This window comes from Nocardia vaccinii NBRC 15922, assembly GCF_001613305.1.
GTDB lineage: Bacteria > Actinomycetota > Actinomycetes > Mycobacteriales > Mycobacteriaceae > Nocardia > Nocardia vaccinii.
The window spans coordinates 16158-39943 of record NZ_BDCC01000049.1 but is presented as its reverse complement, the minus strand read 5'-3'; the positions used below and the strand labels follow the sequence as shown (position 1 = coordinate 39943).

Below are 23786 nucleotides of genomic sequence, written 5' to 3'. Positions count from 1 at the left end.
AGGTCCATGGTCCGGGTCAGCTCCAGACGCCGCTGTCGACGATCCAGATGCCGTGGTCGCCTTGCGTCGCGGGTTGGGCGAGGTGCAATGCGACCCTGCTGCCGTCCTGATCGGTGACGAAGACGACCATCGGCGCACCGGTGCTCGTTCGCACGCTGGTCCAGCCGAATCGCCCCTGTACGAAGGACTTTGCGACCTGCACGCGGTCCAGGCGCCACGGCTGGTGGCCGCCGTCCACGGACCCTTGCAGGTCGGTGGCCTGCTGGGCGGTCAGTCCCTCACCAGGAAAAGGAGTGCCGGACGCCGGGTGGTTCGCCGTCGGCTGCTGCGCGCTGGTCGCCGGGACAGAGGTGAACGGCTGCGGGGCTGCTGTCTGCGAGGAAGTGATCTGGGCCTGCGACGGCGTTTCGTCGTGGGACGGGGCAGGCGTACCAGAGGTATCGGGCGGACCGGCGGCGGCCGACGTCGTGCCGGAGATCGCCGATGTGCCCGGGGACAACGAGGGGGACGAGGCCGAGCATCCGCTGATCACGGCCGCACCAGCGAACACAGCGAGCAGCCCCGCCCCTGTTCGCCGCGCGAGTCGGCCGGCGGTGCGTGGAGCGTGCTCGGACAGTGCGCAACGCATGGTGTCCCCCCTGGTCAGTTCCTCTACCGTGATCTCCACAGATCACTGTCTTGATTTCGCACCACCGGATCGCATCGTTACCCGCCTGTCTCATCGCGGGTCACCGACGGGCATCGAGTGCCACAGTCCGGGGATGAACGCAGGGCAACGCGGCGTGGCGCCAACTTGGCTAACCGGTAGTGACGGTGGCGAACGCCGCCCACAGCAGCGGGGAATCGCGCACCGAGCGCTCCTCGCGCCAGGCGGCGAGGCGCTCGCGTTGCCATCGCATGAGCGCCGCGATGGGGTTGGGCTGTTCATGGGCGGTATCGATGGCGCAGACGGTCTCCTGCAGCGGGCGGCAGTCGGCGTCCATGCCCGCGAAGCGCCGATAGGCGAGATCGGTGGGAAGTGCCCAGCGGCCGACCGTGACGAGTTCGGCGCCACCGTTGATCATGGCGGCCAGCAGGCCGAGCGTCTCGCCGAAGCGCAGGTCGCCACCGCTCTCGCAGGCGATCAGCGCCACGCGGCTCGGAATCGGCCACAGCTCGGGACCGGTCCGCGGCTCGCCGTCGAGGGTGTGGCTTCCCAGGATGAGATCCTTGGCCGACAGTGGCCTGTGGGTGCGCTCCGGCGTGGCGAAGCCGGGGTTGTCGGCCGTGCACGCGAGGTGCAGGCGCGCGTTCTCGCTGCGCCCGGACTCGGGCGCCGCCGCGGTCACGTGGCCGACATAGAGCAGCCGGGAGGCACCGGCCCGCAGTGCTGCGCCCAGCCAGGCCCGATCCTGGTCGTCACGGCGAAAGATCTCCACGGGATCCGATACCGCCGGTCGCAGGCGATCGCGGGTGAGGTATCGGCCGATATGCTCGGCGAGCGGCGCGTGCGCCGACATCCGCCCAAGCACCGAGCCGAGGGCCGAATCCGCGCGGAATCCCGGGACTCGGGGGTCGAGCACGGCGACGACCGGCAGTTCCCGGGTTTGGGTCCAGGATCGTGCGGTGCGCCCGGGCGCATGAACCAGGCCGGTCGGTGCGAGCTGGCTGATATCGGCGATGTCGAGCAGGCGCAGGCCCGGATCGGGCGCCAGCAGTTCCCAGGGGATCTGCGCCGTCCGGGGCGCGGGCTGCAGTCTGATGTGCGGCCGCACGCCACGGATGTGCAGGTCGTACAGCTGCGCGGCGAGACCGTACGGTAGCAGCGTTCGCGACAACGCCTGGGCGAGGTCGTGTTCGGCGTCGTAGCCGGCGAACGCCCCTGCGGTCAGGGCATATTCGATTCGCTCGGCGGAGGGGTCGGGCAGTGCCGCACGCACGCGGGCCACGGCCTCGCCCACCTGCGCCTCGGGTATCGCCGCCACCCCCGCGCTCGCGCTGTCGTCCTGCCAGCGCCACGAAACATAGTGATCGCCGGCGTCGGCCATGCGGACCAGCACCGTCGGCTGGTGCGAGCCGGTCACAGCCGCGCCTCGCCGACGCTCGGCTCCGCTGCGACCGATGGTGCTGTGTTCAATGGTTCCCTCGCCGCACTCGGTCACAGTGGCAGCATCCGGTCGTCGCGGATGCGACGCCCGTACCGGAGTTCGGCCTCGGTGATGTAGTCGTCCAGGACGATGCGGCCGCCCGGTTCGTACCGCAGGCGCGGCGGCGGAGCGATGGCGATCCCCTCCCCCGCCGCGACCTCGGCCAAGGCGGCGGCCAGGGTCAGGCTCCCGGTGAGCGCGTCGGGCGGTTCCTGTGGTTCCAGCGTCGTCCAGCGGCTCGCCGGGTTTTCGGGTGTCTGTTCGGTGAGTCGCACTGTGGCCCCGGCGCATTGGGTTTCTATGAGATCGGCGACGAGCCGGGCGTCACCGCGGAGGTAGGCGAGCCGGAATGCGGCCCGCATGGCGGGTTCGGCGAGTTCGCGGTTCCAGCGGTGGCGTTGTTCGCCGCTGCGGAAAGTGTGGCGCACGGCGTCGATGGCCAGCGCGGACAGCACCGCGAGCCGGAGGGCCTCGGCGAGTCTGTACGGGTCGGACCGGGCGTCGTCGAGCGTCGATTCGAGCAGCCGCGCATGCCAGAAATCGATCTGTGCGCAGTGCAAACCGAGCCCGTGCTCGGCGAATACCCGAAACGACTCCCCGAGCAGTCGAGCTGCCTCGTCGTGACGACCCAGCGAAAAAGCCGCCGTCGCAACGCGAATGCGCGCCTCAGCGGCCTCCAGCACCGCGCCCGAGGCGGTGAACTGCGCGAGGCTGCGCCCGTACAGCTCGTACGCTCGTGCGTCCGCGCCGCGCATCTCAGCGGCGAAACCCTGTGCCTTCAGGCCGATCCCTGCTCGCGGGCCCAGCCCGTGCCGTTCGAAATACGTCTGGCTCGCCGTCAGCAGCGGCTCCGCCTCCTGCGGGTGCCCCGATCGGATGTGCATGAGCGCGAGGTTCTGCTGGGTCTCGGCGACACCGTTGTGGTCCCGGGCCGCTCCGAAGGCATCGAGCGCCTGCTGCGCGAAGTCCAGGGCCAATTCGCCGCGACCGGTCTCGAAGTAGGCCGCGGCCAGATTCATCAGCGGATGTCCGGCCAGTTGCGGCGCGAAACGCCGTGCGGCATCGAGGGATTCGGTCGCCAGATCAACGGCGCGCACCCATTGCCGGCGATGGATGGCCACCGCGGTGCACGACAGCAGGCAGGCCACCCGCAGCATGCCGTGCTCGGGATCGTCCGTGAGCAGCGATCGCGCCTGCGTCAGCGCGGCCTGTGCCTCGTCCAGATCGCCGAGGTGTTGCAGCGCCTGTGACATATCGAGCAGGGCGGTGGGCCGCATCGCACCGGCATCGGCGGGCATCTCGGCCAGCGCGGTGCGGAACCAGGTCACCGCGCGGCGGTGCTCGCCGAGCTCGTCGGCCATGCTCGCCGCATTGACCATGGCCGCCAACCGCATTCGGCCCGAGGTGGACTGTGCCGCATCTTCGAAGATCCGCAGCGCGCCCGCCGCATCGCCGCCCTGATAGGCGGCGGCACCGGCCTGCAGGAGATCGCGCCCATCGGAATCAGCGGCCACGGCCTGCGGCTGATCACTCCCGGCGGACCCGGCGGCCTCGTCCATCTCAGGGCTTCCTGGTTCCGACGCCATCGCACTGCGAACCGCGACCCGGCGCCAGTACAGCGAGTGCACCGAGCTCGCTCCTGGTCATCCCGACGGAATTGTCGCCGGGTTCCGCACGGTGACCTCGCAAGATTCGGGTCGGCGGACGCGACACTGGGCGTGAATCCGTTGTCCTGCAACACATATCAAAAGTCCATATCGGTGGTGGCGGCCGCGATCTCGGCCAGCAGTGTGGTGTCGTCGGGTGTCCGACCAGCGTTGCGGAGCCGGGTCGCGGCGAATTCCCTCAGCTGCGGCCGGATTCGCGCATCGCCCGGATCGGCGCTATCGGCGGGGCCGACGCCGGGCACATAAACCTCGACTGTCACAGCGGATTCCCAACGATCCGGGGCGAACGCCGCCCCGGTCCAGACGTCGCCGGACAGGGTCAGCTCGGCCACGGCAGTAGCAGCGGGACTGCGGAGCCGGGCCCGAGGCCACAAATGCGGCGGCACAGCGGCATTCGGTCGAGGCGCCGCCACGGCGGACACCTGGAACACCGTCGCGCCCGGCCGCCGCAGGACCTCCCAGGACAACGCTCGTTCGGAGGCGTCGACAATGCCGGGCGGGCACCTGCGCCAGTCCCAACCGCCGACGCCGCGGGCCAGGATCAGCGCGTCGAACGCGGTGTCGGCCGCAGGACCCGCCGCGAGCGCGTAATCCTCGGCGCGATCTACGCGGGGCGCGAGATTCTCGGCGCGGTCCGCCCCGGGCCGAGGCGCGAGGTCGTCGTCCGTGTCCGCGCCGATCGCGTCGGCGCCGTCGACGAGGAGGTCGCATTCGCTGGTGAGCGTTGCGATGTCGATATCGACGAGCCGCTCGTCGAGCGGGGGTATGTCGTCCAGGGTGGACGCGGGCCACCACCGCGCCGCCCAGTGCGCATAGCCGAGTTTGCGTACCCGCCCAACCAGTGCGGGCAGGGCGGGTTCGGGCACGAACTCCGTTGGCGTGCCGTCGAAATCGGCCACGGCCAGCGCGATCCGCGCGCCGAACACCGCCCATATCCACTCCTGCGCGGCGTCCGCATCGTCGATGACCGCTGCCGGAAACAGTTGCCCGGCAAGCACGCTCCACACGAGATGTCCGCCGCGCACCTCCAGCACCGCGGTATCCAGTGGCGCGGCGCCCTCCCCCAGCACCGGTGCGGTTTCGGGGCCGACGAACAGTGTGCCCCCGGGGCCGCCGCGCACGATGATCGGATCAGTCATCAGCTCGCCCTCGATTCGGCCGAATCCGGCGCGGCGCCTGCGGAACTCGTGCTGAGCGCCTGCTTGACCCGCATCCGGTGATCGAGCATCACGGACCTGGCCACTCCGTCGAGCACATCCCAGAGTTCGCCTCCGTCCGGCAGCGCGAGCTCGCGGACATCGCGGCCGTGCAGCCGAACCCACAACCGGCGCAGATAGGGCCGCCAGGGTGTGCTCAGGTCGGCGGCGACGGCGGCCAACGGACCGTCGGGCTCCTCCGACGGCCGCACCGCGAGCCGGCGGGCCTGCAGCACATACGCCTCACGCCGCCAGCGCCCGTTGATCACCCGCTGCGCGGCCGTATCGGTCATCGGATCCGCACCGAGAGGACGCAGCCCCACAGCCAGGACCGCCCCCGCCGCGGCGGCCAGCCGCAGAGACTCGTCCAGTAACGCCCAGGGTGCACAGCTGCGCGCGATCTCCGCCTCTACCAGGTCGGGAACGGTCGGCAGATCGGCCCGATCGAGGTCGGCCCGCAGGACGGTGAAGACTCGCTCGTAGATCGAACGATCGAACGGTCTGGCCAAGGTGGCCGTGGATGCGGTCGAGCCCAACGGCGGCGGTGCCGGCGCCGGATATTCGGTCAGCCCGAGATGCTGTGCGCTAGGTGTGGTTTCGGCGAACCACAACCGGATTCCGGAATGGGTTCCGGCGTGCGCGGCCAGCAGCTCGGCGAGCGCGGAACGCCCGCCGTCGCGCAGGGGCCGCCCCCGTGCGGCGGCACAGGCGTCGAGCAGCGCGGCGAGTTGAGCTGTTCGGTCCCCGCGTGCACCGTCCTGCAACGGCCGGCGCAGCCACGCCAGCCGGATGAGGTCGGTCAGCTCCCGGGCGCGGTCCGGCTCGGTCAGGTACTCCCGTAGCGCCCGGGTGGTGCGCCCGGCCGCGAACCCGTGCAGCTCCAGCAGCGTCGTCTCGGCGATCTCGCCGTCCCGCAACCGATCCGGCGCACCGGTAGCCGTCGCGAGCTCGAAGCAGCGCTGGAAGTACAGGTCCTGTGGGTTGCCGTCGGTGATCCGCAACCCCCGCCGGACCTGCTTGAGCAGGGTGAACCATTCGGCGGTGGCCCGCAGCAGCGGCGCCGCCGCGTGCACCAGGGTGATCACCTCGGCCGCACCCTCGGCCGTGACGATCGGCCCGGCACACAACGGATTCTGGACCGGGCGGATCACCAGCGGGTCCAGGATCAGCTTGACGGTGCGGCGCAGCGGGCCACCCTGAGGGCCACTGAGCGCCTCGACGCCGTCGAGCGCACGCCAGGCCTCGTGCAGCACCATATCGCGGGGGCGTCGCATTTGCTCAGGTTAGACGGTGATTCTGCCCTGCTCCACTCGCCGCCGCCCAGAAAACCTGGGATCGGTAGGGAAGTGATCGTTCCTACGTTTTCCCCATCGGCTCCGCCACCCGCGAGCCGCACCCGACCCGAAGGAAAATCCCATGAGCACCAACCCCTTTCGTCTGTGCACCGCCGCCGTCGCCGCCACCGCGGCACTGGCCCTGGCCCTGACCGGCTGCAGCAGTTCATCGAAGTCCCCATCCCCCGCGGCGGCATCCCCGACGCCGGCCACATCCGCACCGTCCGCGAACCCGGGCGCCTCGGCGCTGTCCGTTGACGGCAAGCCGGTCTCCGGCAATTTCACGACCACCTGCGCGCACCAGGGCGGCCTGCTCGCGCTCGCGTTGACCGATACCGGCAATGCGGCCTACGGCAATCTTGCGGTGAGCGCCACCGTCACCGGCGGCAACACCGTGCAGGCGGTAGGCATCACCGGGAGTAAGGGCGGTTCGTCGGGGCTGCCGTACGCCATCGGATTCGGCAAGGGCGCACCGGGTGGATCGGCGTCGCTCGTCAAGAGCGGCAACACCTTCCACGTCACCGGCGAGGGCGTCGGCACCCCGGACCCGGGCAACCCCCTCGCGGAAGCGAAGTCCTCGAAGTTCGACATCACCTTCGCCTGCCCGACCGTGATCGGAGGCTGATCATGACCAGGAGGGTTCGGGCGCTCGTGCTCATCGCCGCCGTCGCGGCTGTCGGGTACTACCTCTGGCACGGGTTGACGTACCGCTCCGACGGCCTCGACGGCGGCGCCTTCGGGTGGGTCGGCTGGCAGATGGCGCTGCCGATAATTGCGATCACCGTCGTTCCGATCGTGTTCGCGTTCAGCGGTGAGGGTATCGCGCAGGCCTTCACCGGGCGAAACAGCGCGGAATTTCGCGACGGTCCGGTCGGGATCGCGACCGTGACATCGGTCCGTCAGACCGGAGTCACCATCAACGACCAGCCGCAGATCCGCCTGGAACTGAGCGTCCAGGGCGCCGATGGCGACACCTTCGATTCCCAGGCCGCGATCATCGTCCCACTCACCGAGCTCGCACTGCTGCGACCCGGGGTCGTGCTGCCGGTCCGATACGTCCCGGGCCGTACCGACAGGGTCGAGATCGATCGGTCCGGTGACCGCGCGGCGATGCAGAATGCGTTGAACGAGAACATGATTCGGCGTGGCCTGACCAGCCGCGGCAAGCTCGACATCGCCGCCCGGGGCATCGCCGCCCAGGCTGTCGTCCAGTCGCTGTCGGTTCCCGGCGAGATCCGCGACGGCTACGCCAAGGTCGTACTGGGTCTGGCGGTGACCCGACCCGACGGCAGCACCTTCAGCACTCACACCGAGAAGTTCGTGCCGTCCGCCGGCGTCGAGCTCGTCCAGATCGGCCGGGTCGTCCAGGTGCACTACCTACCCGGCGCGGAGGAGGACGTCGTCCTGGCGCTACCGGTCGAATCCTGAACCGGCACACCAGAAACCGCCGCGGTCCGGGCCGCGGCGGTTTCGATGCGGCCGATTCGACCCATCCGACGCCGGTCGGTTCAATCCAGAACCGCCGGCGGGTACTATCGAATACAGCTCCACACCTGGCGAGACACCGATTGCGGCGGGAAGGAGTTGCTATGACTGAATTACGCCTTTCCTACTATCCCGATATAACCCAGTATTGCCCGGCGGACGACGTGCGCGATGCTGTCGAGGAGTTCGCAGCCGCACTACAGAAGGAGCTACGCGACGCCACAGGTCGCGATTATACGGTTCCCGTCCTTCCGGTCGCTTCCGTGCCGGACCAGACGAGAATGGCTTCTGATGCGCAATGCGAGATTGCGCTCATGAAACCCTCGTCATACATCTACGCACGCCGTCACAATCCAGCGGTCGACGTGGGCGCCATTGCGCTCCGCACGATCGATGAGAATTTAGGTGACACCTACTTCGCACAGATCTATGCGCATCACCGCATCGGCGTATCCAATTTCGACGAGCTTCGCAGGAAGTGCGCGCAGCCGCTGCAGCAGCGTCCAATCATAGGATTCGGCGATTCGTTCTCCACCTCGAATTTCCTGGTGAATGCAGCATTACTCAAAGACAACAATATTCATCCACTCACCCGCTTTCGCAGGATCGAGTTCTTCGGCGGCCACGACCTGGTCGCACGCGCGGTCTACGAAGGACAGGCCGATGTCGGTGCCGGTCACAACGGGGCGATTACCGATCTGTCCCGACAGGACGGGTTCAATGATGCCCAGCAGGTCATGCACTGTATCGGCCGCAGGGATATAGCCAGTGACCCGATCGCTCTGATCGTCTCCGACGACTCGCTGCGCGGACAGATCGAGAACGCGCTACTCGCCGTGCAGAAACTGCCCAACGTCAAGAACGCCCTGAAAACCTTCTGGGGTGCTGATGGACTGGGCCCCGCGACGCATGAGAAGTACAAGAGTATCGAAGCCTCGATGAGGAGCCTGGAGGAAAGTCTGGGGCTGTCGGAGGCCGATGTCCTCGGCATATAACCGGCCGGGCCCCGGTTCGTGTTGCGGTTGTGCGAAAAAAGCCGAATTCGGAGGAAGCGCCGGGCGGTGGCGAGAGGCACTGTGTGAAGCCCCTGACTCGACTCGCCGAACGATCGTGGCTTACCCCTGCGGAAACGGCGTAGGGTCGAACCGGCCGAATGGTGGGATAAGTGCGGGCACCATCGTTCATGGCGTATCCGGACATCGAGTTGTCGACGCCGTGGTGGCGAGTTTGTCATCGCCCGTGTCCCAGCTTCCACCGGACAGCAGCGCATGATGACTGGAGAGGCAGATATTTGTGCGGGAGGCCGTATGCGACAACTGTTCATTTCATATGCGCGCGAGAACAAACCGGATGTCCAAGCGCTGATCCGGGACCTCGACGCGTTGGGGTATCAGGCTTGGGTCGATTCGTCGCTGCGCGGCGGGCAAACCTGGTGGGGCGAAATCGTACAGCGCATCGCAGACTCCGACGTGTTTGTAGCGGTCGTCTCCGAGGAAACGGCGAGCTCTGTCGCCTGTAAACGTGAGCTGGAGTGGGCGTCAGCGCTGAATAAGCCAATATTGCCGCTGTCGGTGGGGCGACAGCCCGACGCGCTCCCGCGCGCGTTGGCGATGTGTCAGATTATCGCCTACTCCACCTCGAAAGAAGCAGCGTTGGCGCTGGCCGGCGCCCTGGGAAATCTTCCGGCTGCACCGCCACTGCCCGAGCCGCTACCCGAGCCCCCACCGGCCCCGCTGTCGTACCTCTCCGAACTGGTCGAACAGGTTGCTCAGCCCGACGACTTGTCCCATGAGCAGCAGCGCCAGGTGCTCGTCCAATTGGAGCCGGCGCTTCGTGCGGCTGATGCCGAGGAGTGCCGGGGCGGCCGCTACGTGCTGAACATGTTCAGGAAGCGAAAGGACTTGTATGTCGATGTGGATCGCAGACTTGCCGATCTGCTGGCATCGGCCGATCCGCAACCACCGCCCGAACCACCGCCGCACCGCGGTGAGACGGACCGCGAACCGCCGCATCCTCCGCCGGGTTGGTATCCTGATCCATCCGGCAGACATGAATGGCGCTGGTTCGAGCGCAACTGGTCAGACCATGTCGCAGACGGTGGCATCGAATCCGTGGACCCCTAGCGTACTCTCGGCTGATGGTAGCGCGCCCCGCGGTGTCAAGATTCGGCAGGCGGTTTTTCGATCGTCGCGCACGAGTGATCAGGCGTGCCTTGTCGACTAATAACCACCACCACCGCTCCCGCCCCCGCTCCCGCCCAGGCTCACAACGAGGATGAGTCCCAGCGCACCGAGCACTATTCCGACGATTCCGACGATAAGCGCCGTACGAGACGCCCTGGCCGCCCCCTCCGTATCGCCGACCCTGTTCTTTTCCCCGACCTGGTAGGAAAAATACAGGGCGACGCCGCCGATGAGGCATGACATCAGAAACGAAATGATCGATATCGGCCAGTAAGCGCTGGCAGTACCAGCACGCTGTCCGTATTGCGGCTGCTGATATCCCGGCTGTTGATACTGCGGCTGTACGGGCCGCGGCTGTTGATAATTCGACTGCGGTGGCTGTTGGAACTCCTGCTGCGGGGGAGACGGCGGATACTGCGGTGGTGGATACTTCGGTGTGCGCTCCTCAGGCCCATCGCTTCCGGGATTGCTGGGTCCAGACATATGCACTCCTTCCGTTCCAGTGTGCCCTTTCTCCGCACAGACCACGTCGGTGGCCAGGCTCGCCGTGGGCCCATAATGCCCTTGATATTCCGCGCTCCCCGTCCCGCGGCTCCACCCTCACAATGACAAATCGACTACAGCCGATGAAGGGACCAAATACCTCTATCGGGCACACCTTGGTCAACCACCGAATGCCGCGTACGGATCGGCATCATTATATAGCTCAATGCGTTTCCCACCAACAATTGCTATCCCCATTCGAGCCCCTGACAGCGCTGCAGATCATTCGTAATCCAGGCCGACAACGACCGCCGCCATAGCCCCTGCCATAAAAGAAGCACGGCATCGGAGAGTGTTGCTTGCTCCTCTGTCGAACCGTCGAGGCCAGATGGTCGGTTGCCCCTGGCGACGAAGACCAAAGCCACGCAGGCAGCGTATCCGGCCCGGCGATGCGATGGCCCAAACGGTGGCCGCTGGAGCCATTGACGGCGCCGCGCGCATGGTCGGTACCGCAAACGGCCAGGTCGTCCTCATCCACGTACTCGGGACTAAAAGCCCTGCACGAGAGGGCCGGGGAGGCATCTACTGGATAACACCGAGGACAGACCAGGGAGGAACGCCGGGGAGGACCGTATGGCAACGACCGCGCACCCGACTCGACCGGTCAGCGTGGGCTCTCCCGCGAGGTTCGCACGATCGCTGGCGCGTGTTCTGGGCGATTTCCGGTGGTGCTTGCTGGCGGTGGCCGCGGTGGCCGCGTTCGGGCTGGGCTGCGCTGGGTTCGCCAGGTGTTCCTGCTTGCGTGACCCGACTCCGTCGGATGTCGTGTTTCACAGCCTGGAGCTGTTCTTCTTCACCGCCCCGGACGAGCCTCGGCTGCCGATCACACTGGAGGTGGCCCGTTTTCTGGCGCCGGTGGTGGCCAGTTTCGCTGCGCTGAGCGCGCTGGCGGCACTGTTTCGAGATCGGGTGCTGCAGATGCGGATTCCGCTGATGCGCGGGCATGTCGTGGTCTGTGGTGTCGGCTATGTCGGCGCCGAGTTCCTGCGCCATCTACAAAAGGACCACGTCGCGGCCGTGGTCATCGAGTCGGATCGAACCAATCCGCACATCGAGCTGTGCCGCCGGTTACGCATCCCGGTGATCGTGGGCGACGCGCAGCTGGCCCGCAACCTGCGCGCGGCAGGCGTGCGCCGGGCCGATCGGCTGCTGGCGGTGTCCCCCAACGATGCGGTGAACGCCGAGACCGTCGTTGTCGCGAGGCAGGTTGCGGCGGGACGGCGCGGCGGCGAGCTGAGGTGCCTGGCCCGCATCGGCGACCCGCAGCTGTGCGGGATATTGCGGGTTCAGGAGGCCAACTTGGCGGATGGCTCTGCGTCGCTGGATTTTTTCAACCTCGACGAGATCGGTGCCCGGCTGTTGCTCGATGATTTCCCCATCGACGAGGCCGGACCTCAGCATCCGCATGTGCTGATCAGTGATCTGGATACCACCGGGGGTTGGCTGCTGGTCCATGCGGCGCGCAACTGGTATGTCCAATGTCGAAAGCGCGATAGAAACGCCGCAATTACCCCATTATCGGTCACGGTCCTCGACACCCACGCAGAGCAGCGTCTCGGTTCGCTGGTCGGGCAGTACCCGGCCCTGACGCGGGTGTGTCGGTTCGTCTGCGCCGCTCCGGCGGTGGCCGATGTACGGGACCTGACAGTGCGCTACGCGCAAGCCGGTATGCCGCCGCTGACGCGTGGCTATGTGACGGCCTACCGCGACGAGGACGCGCTGGAGACCGCCTTCATGCTGCGCCAGGAACTCGATCCAACCGTGCCGGTGGTGGTGGCGCTGTCGCGCAGGCAGGGGGTCAGCAGGTTGATCAACGAGGTGAACACCGGCAACGCGCCGACGAGACTGGACGTGTTCCCTACACTCCAGCGCACCTGCACCACCGAGCTGCTACAGAGCGGATCGTTTCACGCAATCGCGGTGGCGATCCATTCCCGGTACCGGCAGCTCGCCGGTGGGAAGCCCGCACCCCCCTGGGACGAATTGGACGAATCACGCAAGGAGTCCAACCGCGCGCAGGCCCGCGATATCGCGGTCAAGCTGGCCAGCATCGGCTGTGCGATCGCTCCGTTGCGGGACTGGGCCGCAGCCGATTTCACGTTCAGCGATGCGGAAGTCGAACGGCTGGCCATCGCCGAGCACGACCGCTGGATGCGCGAGCGCTCGGCAGCGGGCTGGCGGCCCGGCCCCAGGGACCCGCAGCAGCAGACGACGCCATATCTGGTGCCCTTCGCCGACCTGCCCCCCGACATCGCCGAGTACGATCGCATCTTCGTTCGCGACATCCCGGTCTTCCTGGCCGCAGCCGGACTGCAGGTCATCCGACTACCCAAGAGCTGATCCAGCCAATTCGACAACTCTGCTCGCGCCGTTCGCCCTATCTGCCACCCCGGATCAGCAGGACCGATCGAACCCAGGGGCGTCGAAGCAGGCCAGAGCATTGCTGCGGATCCCGGCAAGCCAGACTCTGTCGCCGAGTTGCCAGACTGCGGTGGGGTTGCCGAAGTCGGAGTGGGTGCCGCCGAAGTCGTAGCGCGTGACACCGGCTTTGTCGAGAACACGTACCGCGATGGGCCTCTCGCCCTGTGGTTGTAGCCGTTCGGGTAGTGCCCACAGCAGCTTGCGCCACAGCGGGTTTCGGGGCAGAAGGGCATCGACGAACGGCACGCGGGGTGCCACGATGCTGACCCAGATATCGCCGTCGGCGCTGGTGGAAATGTTGTCGGGAAATCCGGGCATCGGGTCGCCGAAGCGCCTCGCCTGTCCTTGGGTGGGGCCGGTCAGATCCAGCTCGAGCACGTCGTAGCTGATGGTTTGGGCGACGATGAGGGAGGATTCGTCCGCTGAGAGGGTGACACCGTTGGCGAACCCGAGCCCGTCGAGCATCAGGTCGAGCTCACCGTCTGTGCTGTAGCGGAACAGACGGCCGGTTGGACGGTGTTCGAGGATGTCGCCGGTCCAGGTGTCGAGCCGGAACTTCGAGCTGGCGTGACTGAAGTAGATGGTGCCGTCTTCGGCGACGATGGCGTTGCTGCAGAAGGTGAACGGCTGCCCCTGGTGCCCCGAGACCAGAGTGTCGAGGCGGTGATCGTGGTAGCGCAGGAGTCCGCGGACCGCGTCGCAGATCACGAGGCTGCCGTCGGGGTGCCAGGCCAACCCGAGCGGACGTCCGCCGGTATCGGCGATCAGCCGGTGTTCGCGGGTCGCTGGATCGTATTCGATGACGCGCCCGTCCTCGAGGCCGGTCAGCAGGGTGCCGTGGTCGCCGGGCAGGACGTCCTCGGGCGCGGGGCCGGGCAGCGGGTGGACCGTCAGGTTGGTCAATGGCAGAGCGGGTCGGTCGGTGACGGCGACCGGGGGGTTCCAGCGTTGCGGGGTGATCTTCGGCTTGACGGCCATCATAGCTCCTTCGGATTACTTTGTCGGACAAGCGATGTCAGTGGCGACGGAGCAGGAAGGGCGCACCTGCCGGCGGCGTCGCGGGGATGCCATAGGTGAGGCCCAGCAGCGTGTGGTCGTCCACCGGCCGCAACTCGTCGGTGACATGCCGCCATGGCCAGGCGGCATCAGGCGGGTAACTGACGATCAGCGCCGGGCCGTTATCGCTGCGGGCGCGAGCGATCTGCGCGGTGATGGGTATCGATTCCACGATGCGGCCGCCGCGGCGGGCCAGGTTGTGCCCGGCGATCACATGCGCGTCCCGAGTGTTCTGGAACGATTTGCCACACCATCCGGCCATGCCGGTCGCGGCCAGAAGCAGTGGCGCCGGGAGCCGCAGCCACAACGGTCCGGCGAAGCTGCCGTCGTGAGCGCCCAGTAGATCGGACAGCCGCGGATGACGGGCGTTCGCGAAGGCGGTGGTCAGTTCGTGCAGCGAGGAATGCTCGGAGACAGTGGATTTGGTGGTCATTGTGCGGTCTCCTTGTTCGGGCTGGGCGCGGTTGCCGCGGCCAGCCAGTGGAACGGTTGCGGGAAGGCGCGAGCCAGCGGTTGCACCAGCCGCCATCGCCACGGGGTGTGGACGTCGGTGGCGTTGGTGGCCAGTGCCCGGCAGATGACCGCGGCGACGCGGTCGGGGGTGGTCGACCCGACGATCGCCTCGATCCCGGGGATGCGGTCCTCGGAGCCCGGGTTGTTGACGAAGTAGTCGCTGTGCACCTTTGTCGGGGTGACCGAGCTGACGTGAATTCCGGTGCCGCGCAGGTCCTGTCGCAGTGATTCGGTGAATCCGCGCAGCGCGTACCTGGCCGAGGCGTATCCGACCGCGCCGGGCCAGGGCATCACCGACACCGGGGTGTTGACCATCAGGATCGTTCCGGTACCGCGGGCGAGCATCTGGGAGATGAACGCGCGGGTGGTGAAGAACGCGGCGAAATAGGGCGCGGCCATCATCTGGACTGCTTGCTCGGCGGTGGTTTCATCGATGGAGAGGAACCGTCCCGCACCGGCGTTGTTGATCACGATGTCCGGCACACCGAAGTTGGTCAGGACGTAATCGGCCACGCGGTCGACATCCTCGACGACAGTCAGGTCGGCGGCGATGCCCGCGGCAACCCCACCGCCCTGGACGATGTCGTCGACGACCGTGTCGATCCGGGTCTTGCGGCGCGCGACGAGGACGACCCGAGCACCCTCGCGGGCAAGGCGTTCGGCCGTTGCCGCGCCGATTCCCGACGACGCTCCGGTGACCACGGCCAGCGACTCGGCTATCCGCATGTCGATGTTCCCTCCCCGCTCACGCCGACGGTCTTCGTATGTGCCGCGGCCGACCCGGTGCCGGCGTCCTCGGCTCCGTTGCCGTTCGGGTCGGTAGCAGCGGCGGGCCTCGGCGCCGTCCGTCGCTTTCTCGCGGTGGGTCGCTCGCTGTTCTGCGCCATGAGGTCCACGCCGGTTGTGGTGGTTATCGAGTCGCCGACCGGCGTGCTCGGTCCGGGAATGAGGTTGTAGTCGTCGGCGTCGATGTGGCGGGTCAGGGCGGTGTACTCGCGCATATAGCCCGGCCAGTTCGCCACGATGCGGCCGTTGTCGGCGCGATACCACGAATTGCACTGTGTCCATGTGGTTCCCGCGAACTGCTGCTGCACCTGGTAGTCCGCGCGGGACTCGACCTCGGCACGCACATCCACAGCTACCGCGTCCCGGGCCGCGATGTGGTCGAGCGCCGTGCGGATGAAACGGGCCTGGGCCTCGAGGAAGTGGATGACAGATCCACCCGAGGAGTTGGTGTTGGGCCCGTACATCAGAAACATCGACGGGAACGCAGGCACCGAGATCCCCAGGTAGGCGTGCGCGCCGTCAGCCCATGATCGCGCGAGGGTCCTCCCACCCACGCCGGTGACCGCCATGGGGAGCATGAAGTCGTTGGTACGAAATCCGGTGGCATAGACGATGGCGTCGAATTCGTGCTCGCGGCCGTCTCCGGTGCGGATACCGGCGGGAGTGATCTGCTCGATCGCGTCGGTGACGAGCTCGACGTTCGGTTTCTGCAGGGCGGGCAGGAACGCCGAACTGAACAGGATCCGTTTGCATCCGAACGAGTAGTCCGGCCACGCCTTCGCGCGAATATCGCTGTCGCGCAACTGCGATCGCATGAAGACATACGAGATGGCGCGGTTGAACAGGCCAAATGTGTTGGGATGGTGGATGGAGGCCGTCAGTGTCTCCATGTACTGGAAGATCAGCCACCGCCAGGCACGGGCGATAGCGGGTGAGCGGCGCATCGCCCATCGCACCGGCGCAGCGTACGGTTCGTTGCGGCGCGGCATGAACCAGTTGCCGGTGCGCTGAAACACGCTGAGCTTGTCGACCTGGTCGGCGATCGCGGGAACGATCTGCACGGCGCTGGCGCCGCTGCCGATCACCGCGACACGCTTGCCGCGTACGTCGAAGTCGTGATCCCAGCGCGCGGAGTGGAAAGCGGTGCCCGCGAAGGTGTCCGCGCCGGGGAAGGCGGGGATGGCGGGCTGGTTGAGCTGCCCGGTCGCCATGATCAACGCATCGGCGTGGTGGCCCACGACATTGCCGTCGGCGTTCTCTGCGCGCACATGCCATCGGCAGGTCGTCTCATTCCAGGTACATGCCGTGACAGTGGTGCCGGTGACCACCTTTGCCGCGACGTCGTGCTCGGCGGCGACCTCACGAATGTAGGCCAAGATCTCCTGCTGCGGCGAGCACATCCGCGACCAGTCTCGTCGCTGGGCGTAGGAGAAGGAATACAGGTGGCTCGGCACATCGCACGCCGCGCCGGGATAGGTGTTGTAGTGCCATGTACCGCCCAGGTCGGGTGCCGACTCGAGCAGGGTCAGCTCGGTGTAGCCGTGGCGCATGAGTTCCACCGCGGCCGCAATACCGCCGAGCCCCGCGCCAACGATTATCGTCTTCATTTCAATTCCTTTGTCCACCAGTATGTTTCGGTGCGATTGAGGCACGCGAGGGCAGTGTGGCGAGCGCGCTGCACTGCCGCCCGCGCGCTCCAGCAATGGGCGATGGTCGCCGAGCGAGGGGTCACTCGGGCCGGGTGCGCCCAGGGCATGACCCGCATTATTTGCAGTACAATATGCAAGTTGACAGGCAGAGATGTGCGCCGACCGACCTGCGGTCCGAGGTGCGGTCAGATGGTTTCGAGGATGGCAACGACCTGTCGCGGGTCGGCGCCGAGTGCGCGGAGTGCGGATTTCACCGCGACTCGCGGGGCTTCGGCCGCGGTGAGGGTGTCCGCGGCCAGCGCATCGTAGATCGCCCATTGGATGGCAGCGACCAGATGCACCCCGGTGGGGGTGTTGATCTGGCGGTCGAGTTGCCCGTCCCGGTGCGCCCAGCCGATCAGGTCGACCAGCCGCTCTCGCATCAAAGCGGTTGCCTCGCTGACGATCTCGCGGGCACCGGGTTCGGTGGACAGCTGGCGCATGCTGTAGAGGCGGGTGTTGAACGCGCTGGTCTCGTAGACGAACCGGGCCAGGGTGGTCAAGGCGTCCGGACCGTCTTCGATCCCCGTGACATGCGCGGTGATCTCCGACCCGATCCGCGTCGCCAGCGCGCGGGTCAAGTCATCGCGGGTTGCGAAGTGCCCGTACAGAGTGCGCGGAGCGACACCGGCGCGGGCGGCGATCGCGGTCAGGCTCGCGCTGGGGTTCTCGGCCAGCAGGACTCGGGCAGCGGTCAGGATCGCTTCCCGGTTCGCTATCGCGTCGGCGCGTCGCCCGGCCTGACTGGTCATGACGTCCAACATAGGCCACCTCGAAACATCGCGGAAACGGTCGTTGTACGCCTGCTCATGTCGGTTCCCAGTCCGCCGGAGCGGGCGAATCGTGCAGGGGAGGTTCCCGCATCGTCGGGAGCGTGATGACGCCCCGATCCAGGACCACCCGCTCGGTCGCGATGTAGAAGGAACTCCTGCTGTGCGAGAAGAACCGCTTCTCGTCGGGACGGATCTTGTTCCAGTAGGAGCGGGAGGCGAATACCTTCACCATGTCGAGCCGGTTGTCGAACCACATCCGGACCACCGCGTCGTAATCGGCGAACGGCAGACCCGGCGCGTGGGTCGGGCGGGGATGCTCGACGGTGTAGCGCCGCAGATGCCTCCGAACCTTCGGGGCGGCGACGAACAACGGCGAGTGACACTCGATGTGATAGTGCACGAATTCCTCGTGCGACATCGTTTCGAGCCGTTTGAGCAAGCTGGCGAGAATCAGCATCCCGCCACCCCCGAGATGGCGGTCACGGACTGGTGCGGCGACTGCGGCACCGACGCCGTTGCCGAGGTCATATCTTCCCACCTGCCTGTCTGCGGTTTCGGACCGGATAACTTGCACTGTACACTGCAAGTTAAATCCTGGGAAGGGGAACCGCATGTTCACTGGAGTCGCCGGAATCCGCCGGGTACTGGTCGTGGCGATAATGCTCGACATGGCCTATTGGGTGGCCTGGTTTGTGGACCATCGTTCGGTCACCGACATGGTCACCTCCGAGTTCGTCCATTACGAGAACGCATTTCCCCTCGGGCATCTCTGGGTGCTGGTCTGCGTCGCGGTCGCATACCGCGCCCTCGCCGGGCCGCGGCCCGGTGCGGCGCTGGTGTGGTTGCCGCTGGCAGCGGGCGCGAAGGGGTATATCACCGCCGTGGACGTGCTCTACAACTTCCAGCACGGCCTGTACTGGTCGAGCGCGCCCTATGCGGTGTTCCGCGTGCTGTTGAACGCTTTGACCTTGAGGTTCGCTGTGATCGCGCTGCAGTGGGCGTGGAAGCATCACCATGAGCTGCTGCGCCGCGCCGGAGTGGACGCCGACCCGGCATCGGCAGAGCCGAGCTCTTCGGCCGCCTGATGCCGATACAGGTCCGGGTGGCGTCATGGCCGCCCGGACCGTGGCGATGAGTTCGATGCCCGGCCCGGCGGTCAGGGGTTCAGATCGATGGCCGTGCCCTCGACCCAGGGCTGAGGGTCGGTCAGGAACACGGTGTCGCCATCGGTGTTGTCGCGCATCGTCAACCAACGCCGGACCGTGGCGCGAAAGAGCTGTGAGGACGCGGCGGCCATCTGTGTCCCGGCCTCGCGGGCGAGGCTGTCTTCCGGTGTCCAGGAATGGCTTTCGTTGAAGATGCGTTTCTGGGCGGCCACGTGACCACGCGGACGGCTCGCATAGTTCTTCGCCGCGGACAAGCAGTACTCCACCAGTTCGCCGTCGGGGACAACCCGGTTGACCAGGCCGGTGCGGCAGGCTTGGCCGGCATCGTAGAACCGGGCTTCGAGCATGAACTCCAGTGCCCGCGACGGGTTCATCAGTTGCGCGAGTCGTTGACCGCCGAAGGGCGGGTTCAGTGCGATCGATAGCTCGGGCATCGAGAACGACGCCTTCTCGGCAGCCGCGATACGCAAGTCGAAGAACACCGACAATTCGAGACCGGCGCCGGCACACACACCGTTGACCGCAGCGATCCACACCGCCGGAGACCGCAGGATCCCCAGCGCGGCTCGATGGAATCCGAGCAGGGTTCCCACTCCCGCCAGCGAGGACGCAGCGAGTAGCCGTGATCCCCCGGCGCCGGTGAGCGCCCGCGCGCCGCGCACCACCGCGGTCGCGGCCCTGCGTGACACCGCCGGCGTCGGGGTGACCGCCGCCTCGACCTCGGCCAGATCGAAATGCAGGATGTAGCGGCCCTCGATGGCCCCGGTGACGACTACCGCACCGATGGTGGCGTCATCGTTCACGGCCTCGACCAGCCGCACGAAGTCCTGCTGCATCGGCGGAGTCATGTAGTTGAACGGGGGTGCGTCGGCCTCGACGAGCAGCACGCGTCCGTGCCGGTGCACACGCAGCGTGTCGAACGCCGCGCTCTCCGCACGTGCAGAGTTCCGAGTCATCAGAGTTCTCTCTTCCCAACAGCGAGATCCGGATAGTTCGTGTGCCGCGGAATGCGCGCGGCACCGCGCCTGGCGAACGCGGATGCGGGGCGTGCGGCGTGATCGCGAGTAGCGGCGAGCCGCCGTTCGCCGATATGCCGCCCCCCGATGAGTGGTATCCCATGACACCCTTCCGCCCGTTCGACGGACGGGCGGCCGCCATATGAATAACCTACACATTAGTGTGCAACTTGTGAAGGAGTGGGTCGCCGGTGACGATGAATGCGAGAGCGACCGTCACCCTGACCGGGCGGTCCGCGCGCGGCCCGGCACCGCGGGCGCGCGGGATCTGCCGCGCGAGGCAGCCGCGGCGTGTCTATGGTGGCGCTATGAGCACACCGGCACCGGGCAGGCGAGCCGACTGGATCGCCAACAGGCGCGCGATCCTCGAAGCGTCGCTGCGGCTGCTGGGCCGGGACCCGCAGGCGACGCTGGCCCAGATTGCGGCCGAGGCCGGGCTGACGCGGCGCACCGTGTACCTGCACTTCTCCTCTCGCGAAGATCTCATCGCCGCCGCGGCCGGCGACATCGGTGAGCAGATTGCGGCCCGCGCTGCCGCGGTGGCCGATTCCGGGGAACCACTGATGACCCTGGCAACCTTCGTACGCGCCAACAGCGCCGCCGTCGCGCAGCTGCACCGGCTCGGACCCTTGTCCTCGGTGCCCGGAGCGCGCGATCAGCTCAACGCCGCCACCGCCGCGGTCCGTGAACGGATCGCCGCCCTACTGGCCGACGCGCAGTCGCGAGGGCAGCTCGACACTCACATCCCGACGCGCGCCGGTATGCACACCGCGGCCGCGGTCCAATGGGGCGTGTTCGAAGCGGTCGCCCAGGGGGATCTGACTCCGGAATGCGCGCCGGCGACCGCCGTGCGCGCGGTACTGGGCTCGGTCGGTGTCCACCCCGCCACCACCGAGTCGATCATGCTTCGACTCGACGCACTCGCCGAGAACTCGCCTACCGCAGAATCATCCGTCCCCAGCAGGAAATGACCCTTCATGGATCGCATCGACACGTTTGTCTCCACCCCGCTCGGCAACCTCCATGTGACCGTCAGCGGCGACGGTGAGGCCTTGGTGATGTGGCCCAGCCTGCTGATGGACGCCGATCTGTGGCAGCCCCAGATCACCCACTTCTCCGGCGACTACCGCACCATTGCGATAGACCCACCGGGGCACGGCCGATCCGATCGGCTGGACCGGGTGTTCGACTTCGACGAATGTGCGCGCTGCGTGGTCGCCGTCCTCGACCACCTCGGTGTGAAACGTGCCCATTTTCTGGGCAACTCGTGGGGCGCGATGATCGGCGGCACCCTCGCCGCGACCTATCCCGACCGCGTATCCAGCGCGGTGCTGATGAATGGAACGGCCTCGCCGGCGCCGCTGCGGCAGAAGGCGGAATATGCCGCGCTGCTGGCGCTGGCACGGCTTCTGCGCGGCATCAAACCGCCGCTGACTCACGGCGTCCTACGCGCATTCCTCGGACCCACCACCCGCACCACCCGCCCAGACGTAGTCCGCCGAGTCCTGACCGCCGCCACCGACAACGATCTCACCTCGGCGGTGTTCGCCGTCCGTTCAGTGGTGATGCGCCGGCCCGACCAGCGTCGGTTGTTCGCCGCCATCGCTTGTCCGGTCCTCGTGATCGCGGGCCGGGAGGACAAAACCTTCCCGTTGCCGCAGCTGGAAACGATGGCCCGCGCCATTCCGACCGCTGAGCTGATTGTCCTCGATGACGCCGCGCATCTGGCCGCCGCCGAGGTCCCCGAGGCCGTCAACACACTCGTCGAGCAGTTCCTGGCCTGCCACGAGCACGGCGACGATTGAAGCACCCGGCGGTGGTCCGGATACCCGGGCCGGTGCCTGGTCGCGCCGTTGCCGGCCGAGAACCGCCGGCCGGACCCGCGCGTCGCGCCCGCGCGTGAGACGCTCGCCGAGATCCGCAGCGCAGCAGCCGAATACCTGCCCGGCGCACACATTCGCCGACCTCTGTTCTGGCGATACTCACTGGTCTACGACAAATCAGCGGTCGCCGACCAGCACGGAACGCCAACACACTGACATGCCGATTCCAGCGTTCCGAAGCGCCCCTGAACGTCGGAGCTGTGCTGTAACAGCTGGTCGGCCGCGCGCGATCGAGGGCGGTCGAATGCAGCGGCGACGCCACAGGTTCGATTCACCTGGTTGACGGAGCCTTCGACTGCGGTGTCCAGGCCGGACCGAGCGGCGGCACGCGAGTGAGGTTCCCCATTCCGCCTGCGCGGCTTGCCGAAGGGCACGAGTGGCAGGAATAGAACCGCCGCGTCCGCAGCTTTCACATATACCCCCCGGGGTATGTCATTCACAGAGAGGAAGAGTAGACATGGCAACTACGACGGTGACCAAGCAGAATTTCGACCAGGTGTTCGCGGATTCGGATGTGGTACTGCTGGACTTCTGGGCATCCTGGTGCGGGCCCTGCCGGATGTTCGCGCCGATTTTCGAGCGCGTAGCGGCGAAGCATCCGGACATCGTGTTCGGGAAGGTCGATACCGAGGTCGAGCAGGAGTTGGCGGCCTCGTTCCAGATCAGCTCGATACCGACGCTGATGATCGTTCGCGAAGGCGTCGTACTGTACGCGCAACCGGGAGTGGTGCCCGAAGATGCACTGGAGCAGCTGATCTCACGCGCTCGCAGTCTGAATATGGACGACGTGCGCCGTGAGCTGTCGACACAGGGTGAGAGGGTCTGAGCCGAAGCGTCGGAGAGCTGAGGCATCGGTGGCGGTGCTCACCGCGATGTGTCGCGCATCGTTCACGTCGGTCGGCCCGCCGCGCCGAATCCGGGGCAGCACGCCGCGACGGTGCGCAGGCGAAGGGCGTTCGCGGCACGCCCGCGCTGCCGGATTCGGTTGGTGTGGTTACGGTCTCGCAGCGGAATTACCGGGTGGACGTTGTGTATCGAACCGGCGACAGCGTTGTCGCGTTCGCCGTAGCCGCCTTCATGCTCGTCAAGGTCCTGTTCCTGCACTGAACCAGACATCGGTGAGGCAATCGGTGAGGCAACTGTCACCTGCCGGGTGACGCCGAACTGATAGCCGACCGGGTGCGCGGAGTCGGCCAACTGCGCAGCCTGGGAGCGGTCTTCCCAGTGGCTGCGCCCGTTGGTTCGACGAAATTATGTGGCAAGCGGGCGGGACGTTCGGGTCGTAGCGGCCGAGGCGATACAGCAGATCGTCGTGGCCATGGCGAGTGAAGGCCCAGCCGAACGGTCGGGCGGTTGCGTTGACAGCGCCATGCTTCGATCATGGCCCGACGTACAGTCGTTCGCACGGCAGACGGACCGGAAGTGGATATTCCGCAATGTTTTCGCGCATTACTTCGATTGTGCAACAACGCTTTCGCTTCCAATCGCGGATCAAATTGCGCGCCGCCTCCGCGGTGGCCGTGTAGTCGAAAACCATAGCGCCGAGCCAGATCCGCAAGTGCACATCACCCTCGCTCGACAGCCATACTTCGTCTTCCACGATCAGGCCTCCTCCAGCAAGCCCGGCGAATACTGTGGCTCGCCGCCACAATTCGCCGACATCACCAGCGGTGGGCCCGAGATCACCCCACCACCCGATTACCATGTCGGCCTTTCCGGGTAAGTCACCAGCAGAACCGGTTGGCGCGCAGTCGTACATTTCAGAAGCAAGCCGTTTCACGATGCACCGCCCTGGCGGCGGAGGACCGTTGATGCTCGGCCGGCCCGAATGCGTGAACTGTCGGCGATTCTGCCCCGTCCGCGGTATGTAAAGTCGGCATCCAGGCTATCGATCGCGGCGCGGAGTTCGGTCGCTGCCTCCGACGCAATCGGCTCGAGGTCCGATTCATC

Annotated in this window: 24 protein-coding genes; 9 read left to right on the top strand and 15 right to left on the bottom strand. The window is 66.9% G+C overall.

The genetic code is table 11. From position 1 onward, the window contains the following. Nucleotides 1-16: 16 nt before the first annotated feature. The 5 genes from NV1_RS27615 to NV1_RS27595 form a co-directional block, all read right to left on the bottom strand. Nucleotides 17-667, bottom strand: a complete 651-nt coding sequence (locus tag NV1_RS27615; RefSeq protein WP_084525834.1) for a hypothetical protein — start codon at nucleotides 665-667, stop codon at nucleotides 17-19. 130 nt (nucleotides 668-797) lie between these two features. Then, entirely contained in the window at nucleotides 798-2027 is a 1230-nt protein-coding gene (locus tag NV1_RS27610; protein WP_067897688.1) for a CHAT domain-containing protein, read from the bottom strand. Between the two features lie 110 nt (nucleotides 2028-2137). Beyond that, nucleotides 2138-3685, bottom strand: a complete 1548-nt coding sequence (locus tag NV1_RS27605) for a tetratricopeptide repeat protein (protein ID WP_084525833.1) — start codon at nucleotides 3683-3685, stop codon at nucleotides 2138-2140. A 185-nt stretch (nucleotides 3686-3870) separates the two neighbouring features. Beyond that, nucleotides 3871-4932, bottom strand: coding sequence for a hypothetical protein (locus tag NV1_RS27600; RefSeq protein ID WP_067897541.1), 1062 nt, complete (start codon nucleotides 4930-4932; stop codon nucleotides 3871-3873). After that, the gene (locus tag NV1_RS27595) at nucleotides 4932-6245 is read right to left on the bottom strand and encodes a hypothetical protein (RefSeq protein ID WP_067897538.1); all 1314 of its coding nucleotides are present in this window, start codon (nucleotides 6243-6245) and stop codon (nucleotides 4932-4934) included. The genes NV1_RS27600 and NV1_RS27595 overlap by 1 nt, the downstream gene beginning before the upstream one ends. 160 nt (nucleotides 6246-6405) lie before the next feature. Between NV1_RS27595 and NV1_RS27590 the strand changes: the two genes are divergently transcribed. The 4 genes from NV1_RS27590 (at nucleotide 6406) to NV1_RS27575 (ending at nucleotide 9931) form a co-directional block, all read left to right on the top strand. Then, nucleotides 6406-6948 (top strand): lipoprotein LpqH, encoded by a 543-nt coding sequence (locus NV1_RS27590; protein ID WP_067897534.1) that lies wholly within the window; start codon nucleotides 6406-6408, stop codon nucleotides 6946-6948. A gap of 2 nt (nucleotides 6949-6950) precedes the next feature. Next, the gene (locus tag NV1_RS27585) at nucleotides 6951-7751 is read left to right on the top strand and encodes a hypothetical protein (RefSeq protein ID WP_067897532.1); all 801 of its coding nucleotides are present in this window, start codon (nucleotides 6951-6953) and stop codon (nucleotides 7749-7751) included. A 161-nt stretch (nucleotides 7752-7912) separates the two neighbouring features. Beyond that, nucleotides 7913-8803 carry a phosphate/phosphite/phosphonate ABC transporter substrate-binding protein gene (locus NV1_RS27580; protein ID WP_067897529.1) on the top strand — a complete coding sequence of 297 codons (891 nt, stop codon included), beginning with the start codon at nucleotides 7913-7915 and terminating at the stop codon, nucleotides 8801-8803. Between the two features lie 312 nt (nucleotides 8804-9115). After that, nucleotides 9116-9931 (top strand): TIR domain-containing protein, encoded by an 816-nt coding sequence (locus tag NV1_RS27575; RefSeq protein ID WP_067897526.1) that lies wholly within the window; start codon nucleotides 9116-9118, stop codon nucleotides 9929-9931. Between the two features lie 96 nt (nucleotides 9932-10027). Here the strand turns inward: NV1_RS27575 and NV1_RS42515 are convergent, their stop codons facing one another. Continuing rightward, complete coding sequence (locus tag NV1_RS42515) at nucleotides 10028-10474, bottom strand: CD225/dispanin family protein (RefSeq protein ID WP_084525831.1); 447 nt, start codon at nucleotides 10472-10474, stop codon at nucleotides 10028-10030. Between the two features lie 798 nt (nucleotides 10475-11272). Here NV1_RS42515 and NV1_RS27565 point away from each other — a divergent pair. Then, entirely contained in the window at nucleotides 11273-12874 is a 1602-nt protein-coding gene (locus tag NV1_RS27565) for an NAD-binding protein (RefSeq protein WP_245713956.1), read from the top strand. A 54-nt stretch (nucleotides 12875-12928) separates the two neighbouring features. Here NV1_RS27565 and NV1_RS27560 read toward each other — a convergent pair whose 3' ends face one another. The 6 genes from NV1_RS27560 to NV1_RS27535 all read right to left on the bottom strand — a co-directional run bounded on the left by NV1_RS27560 (nucleotide 12929) and on the right by NV1_RS27535 (nucleotide 18228). Continuing rightward, the gene (locus NV1_RS27560) at nucleotides 12929-13933 is read right to left on the bottom strand and encodes an SMP-30/gluconolactonase/LRE family protein (protein WP_067897682.1); all 1005 of its coding nucleotides are present in this window, start codon (nucleotides 13931-13933) and stop codon (nucleotides 12929-12931) included. A 37-nt stretch (nucleotides 13934-13970) separates the two neighbouring features. Next, nucleotides 13971-14444: a hypothetical protein gene (locus tag NV1_RS27555; RefSeq protein WP_067897516.1), complete on the bottom strand. Its 474-nt coding sequence runs from the start codon at nucleotides 14442-14444 to the stop codon at nucleotides 13971-13973. After that, entirely contained in the window at nucleotides 14441-15250 is an 810-nt protein-coding gene (locus tag NV1_RS27550; RefSeq protein ID WP_067897513.1) for an SDR family NAD(P)-dependent oxidoreductase, read from the bottom strand. The genes NV1_RS27555 and NV1_RS27550 overlap by 4 nt, the downstream gene beginning before the upstream one ends. Next, nucleotides 15241-16917 carry a flavin-containing monooxygenase gene (locus NV1_RS27545; protein ID WP_067897510.1) on the bottom strand — a complete coding sequence of 559 codons (1677 nt, stop codon included), beginning with the start codon at nucleotides 16915-16917 and terminating at the stop codon, nucleotides 15241-15243. The genes NV1_RS27550 and NV1_RS27545 overlap by 10 nt, the downstream gene beginning before the upstream one ends. A gap of 227 nt (nucleotides 16918-17144) precedes the next feature. Further along, complete coding sequence (locus NV1_RS27540) at nucleotides 17145-17750, bottom strand: TetR/AcrR family transcriptional regulator (RefSeq protein ID WP_169813417.1); 606 nt, start codon at nucleotides 17748-17750, stop codon at nucleotides 17145-17147. Between the two features lie 55 nt (nucleotides 17751-17805). Then, complete coding sequence (locus tag NV1_RS27535; protein WP_169813416.1) at nucleotides 17806-18228, bottom strand: EthD domain-containing protein; 423 nt, start codon at nucleotides 18226-18228, stop codon at nucleotides 17806-17808. A gap of 154 nt (nucleotides 18229-18382) precedes the next feature. Here NV1_RS27535 and NV1_RS27530 point away from each other — a divergent pair, with 154 nt between their 5' ends. Continuing rightward, nucleotides 18383-18856 (top strand): hypothetical protein, encoded by a 474-nt coding sequence (locus NV1_RS27530; RefSeq protein ID WP_169813415.1) that lies wholly within the window; start codon nucleotides 18383-18385, stop codon nucleotides 18854-18856. 71 nt (nucleotides 18857-18927) lie between these two features. Here the strand turns inward: NV1_RS27530 and NV1_RS27525 are convergent, their stop codons facing one another. Next, nucleotides 18928-19893 carry an enoyl-CoA hydratase/isomerase family protein gene (locus NV1_RS27525; RefSeq protein WP_067897498.1) on the bottom strand — a complete coding sequence of 322 codons (966 nt, stop codon included), beginning with the start codon at nucleotides 19891-19893 and terminating at the stop codon, nucleotides 18928-18930. Between the two features lie 368 nt (nucleotides 19894-20261). Between NV1_RS27525 and NV1_RS27520 the strand changes: the two genes are divergently transcribed. From NV1_RS27520 to trxA, 3 genes are all read left to right on the top strand, one after another. Beyond that, nucleotides 20262-20924, top strand: a complete 663-nt coding sequence (locus tag NV1_RS27520; RefSeq protein ID WP_067897494.1) for a TetR/AcrR family transcriptional regulator — start codon at nucleotides 20262-20264, stop codon at nucleotides 20922-20924. 6 nt (nucleotides 20925-20930) lie between these two features. Next, complete coding sequence (locus NV1_RS27515; RefSeq protein WP_067897491.1) at nucleotides 20931-21758, top strand: alpha/beta fold hydrolase; 828 nt, start codon at nucleotides 20931-20933, stop codon at nucleotides 21756-21758. Nucleotides 21759-22293: 535 nt separating this feature from the next. Beyond that, the gene (gene trxA, locus NV1_RS27505) at nucleotides 22294-22662 is read left to right on the top strand and encodes a thioredoxin (RefSeq protein ID WP_067897484.1); all 369 of its coding nucleotides are present in this window, start codon (nucleotides 22294-22296) and stop codon (nucleotides 22660-22662) included. Between the two features lie 62 nt (nucleotides 22663-22724). Here trxA and NV1_RS45185 read toward each other — a convergent pair whose 3' ends face one another. Together NV1_RS45185 and NV1_RS27495 are read right to left on the bottom strand one after the other, a co-directional pair. After that, entirely contained in the window at nucleotides 22725-23033 is a 309-nt protein-coding gene (locus tag NV1_RS45185) for a hypothetical protein (protein ID WP_067897481.1), read from the bottom strand. Nucleotides 23034-23214: 181 nt separating this feature from the next. Beyond that, nucleotides 23215-23616, bottom strand: a complete 402-nt coding sequence (locus NV1_RS27495; RefSeq protein ID WP_157117406.1) for a hypothetical protein — start codon at nucleotides 23614-23616, stop codon at nucleotides 23215-23217. Nucleotides 23617-23786 lie beyond the last annotated feature (170 nt).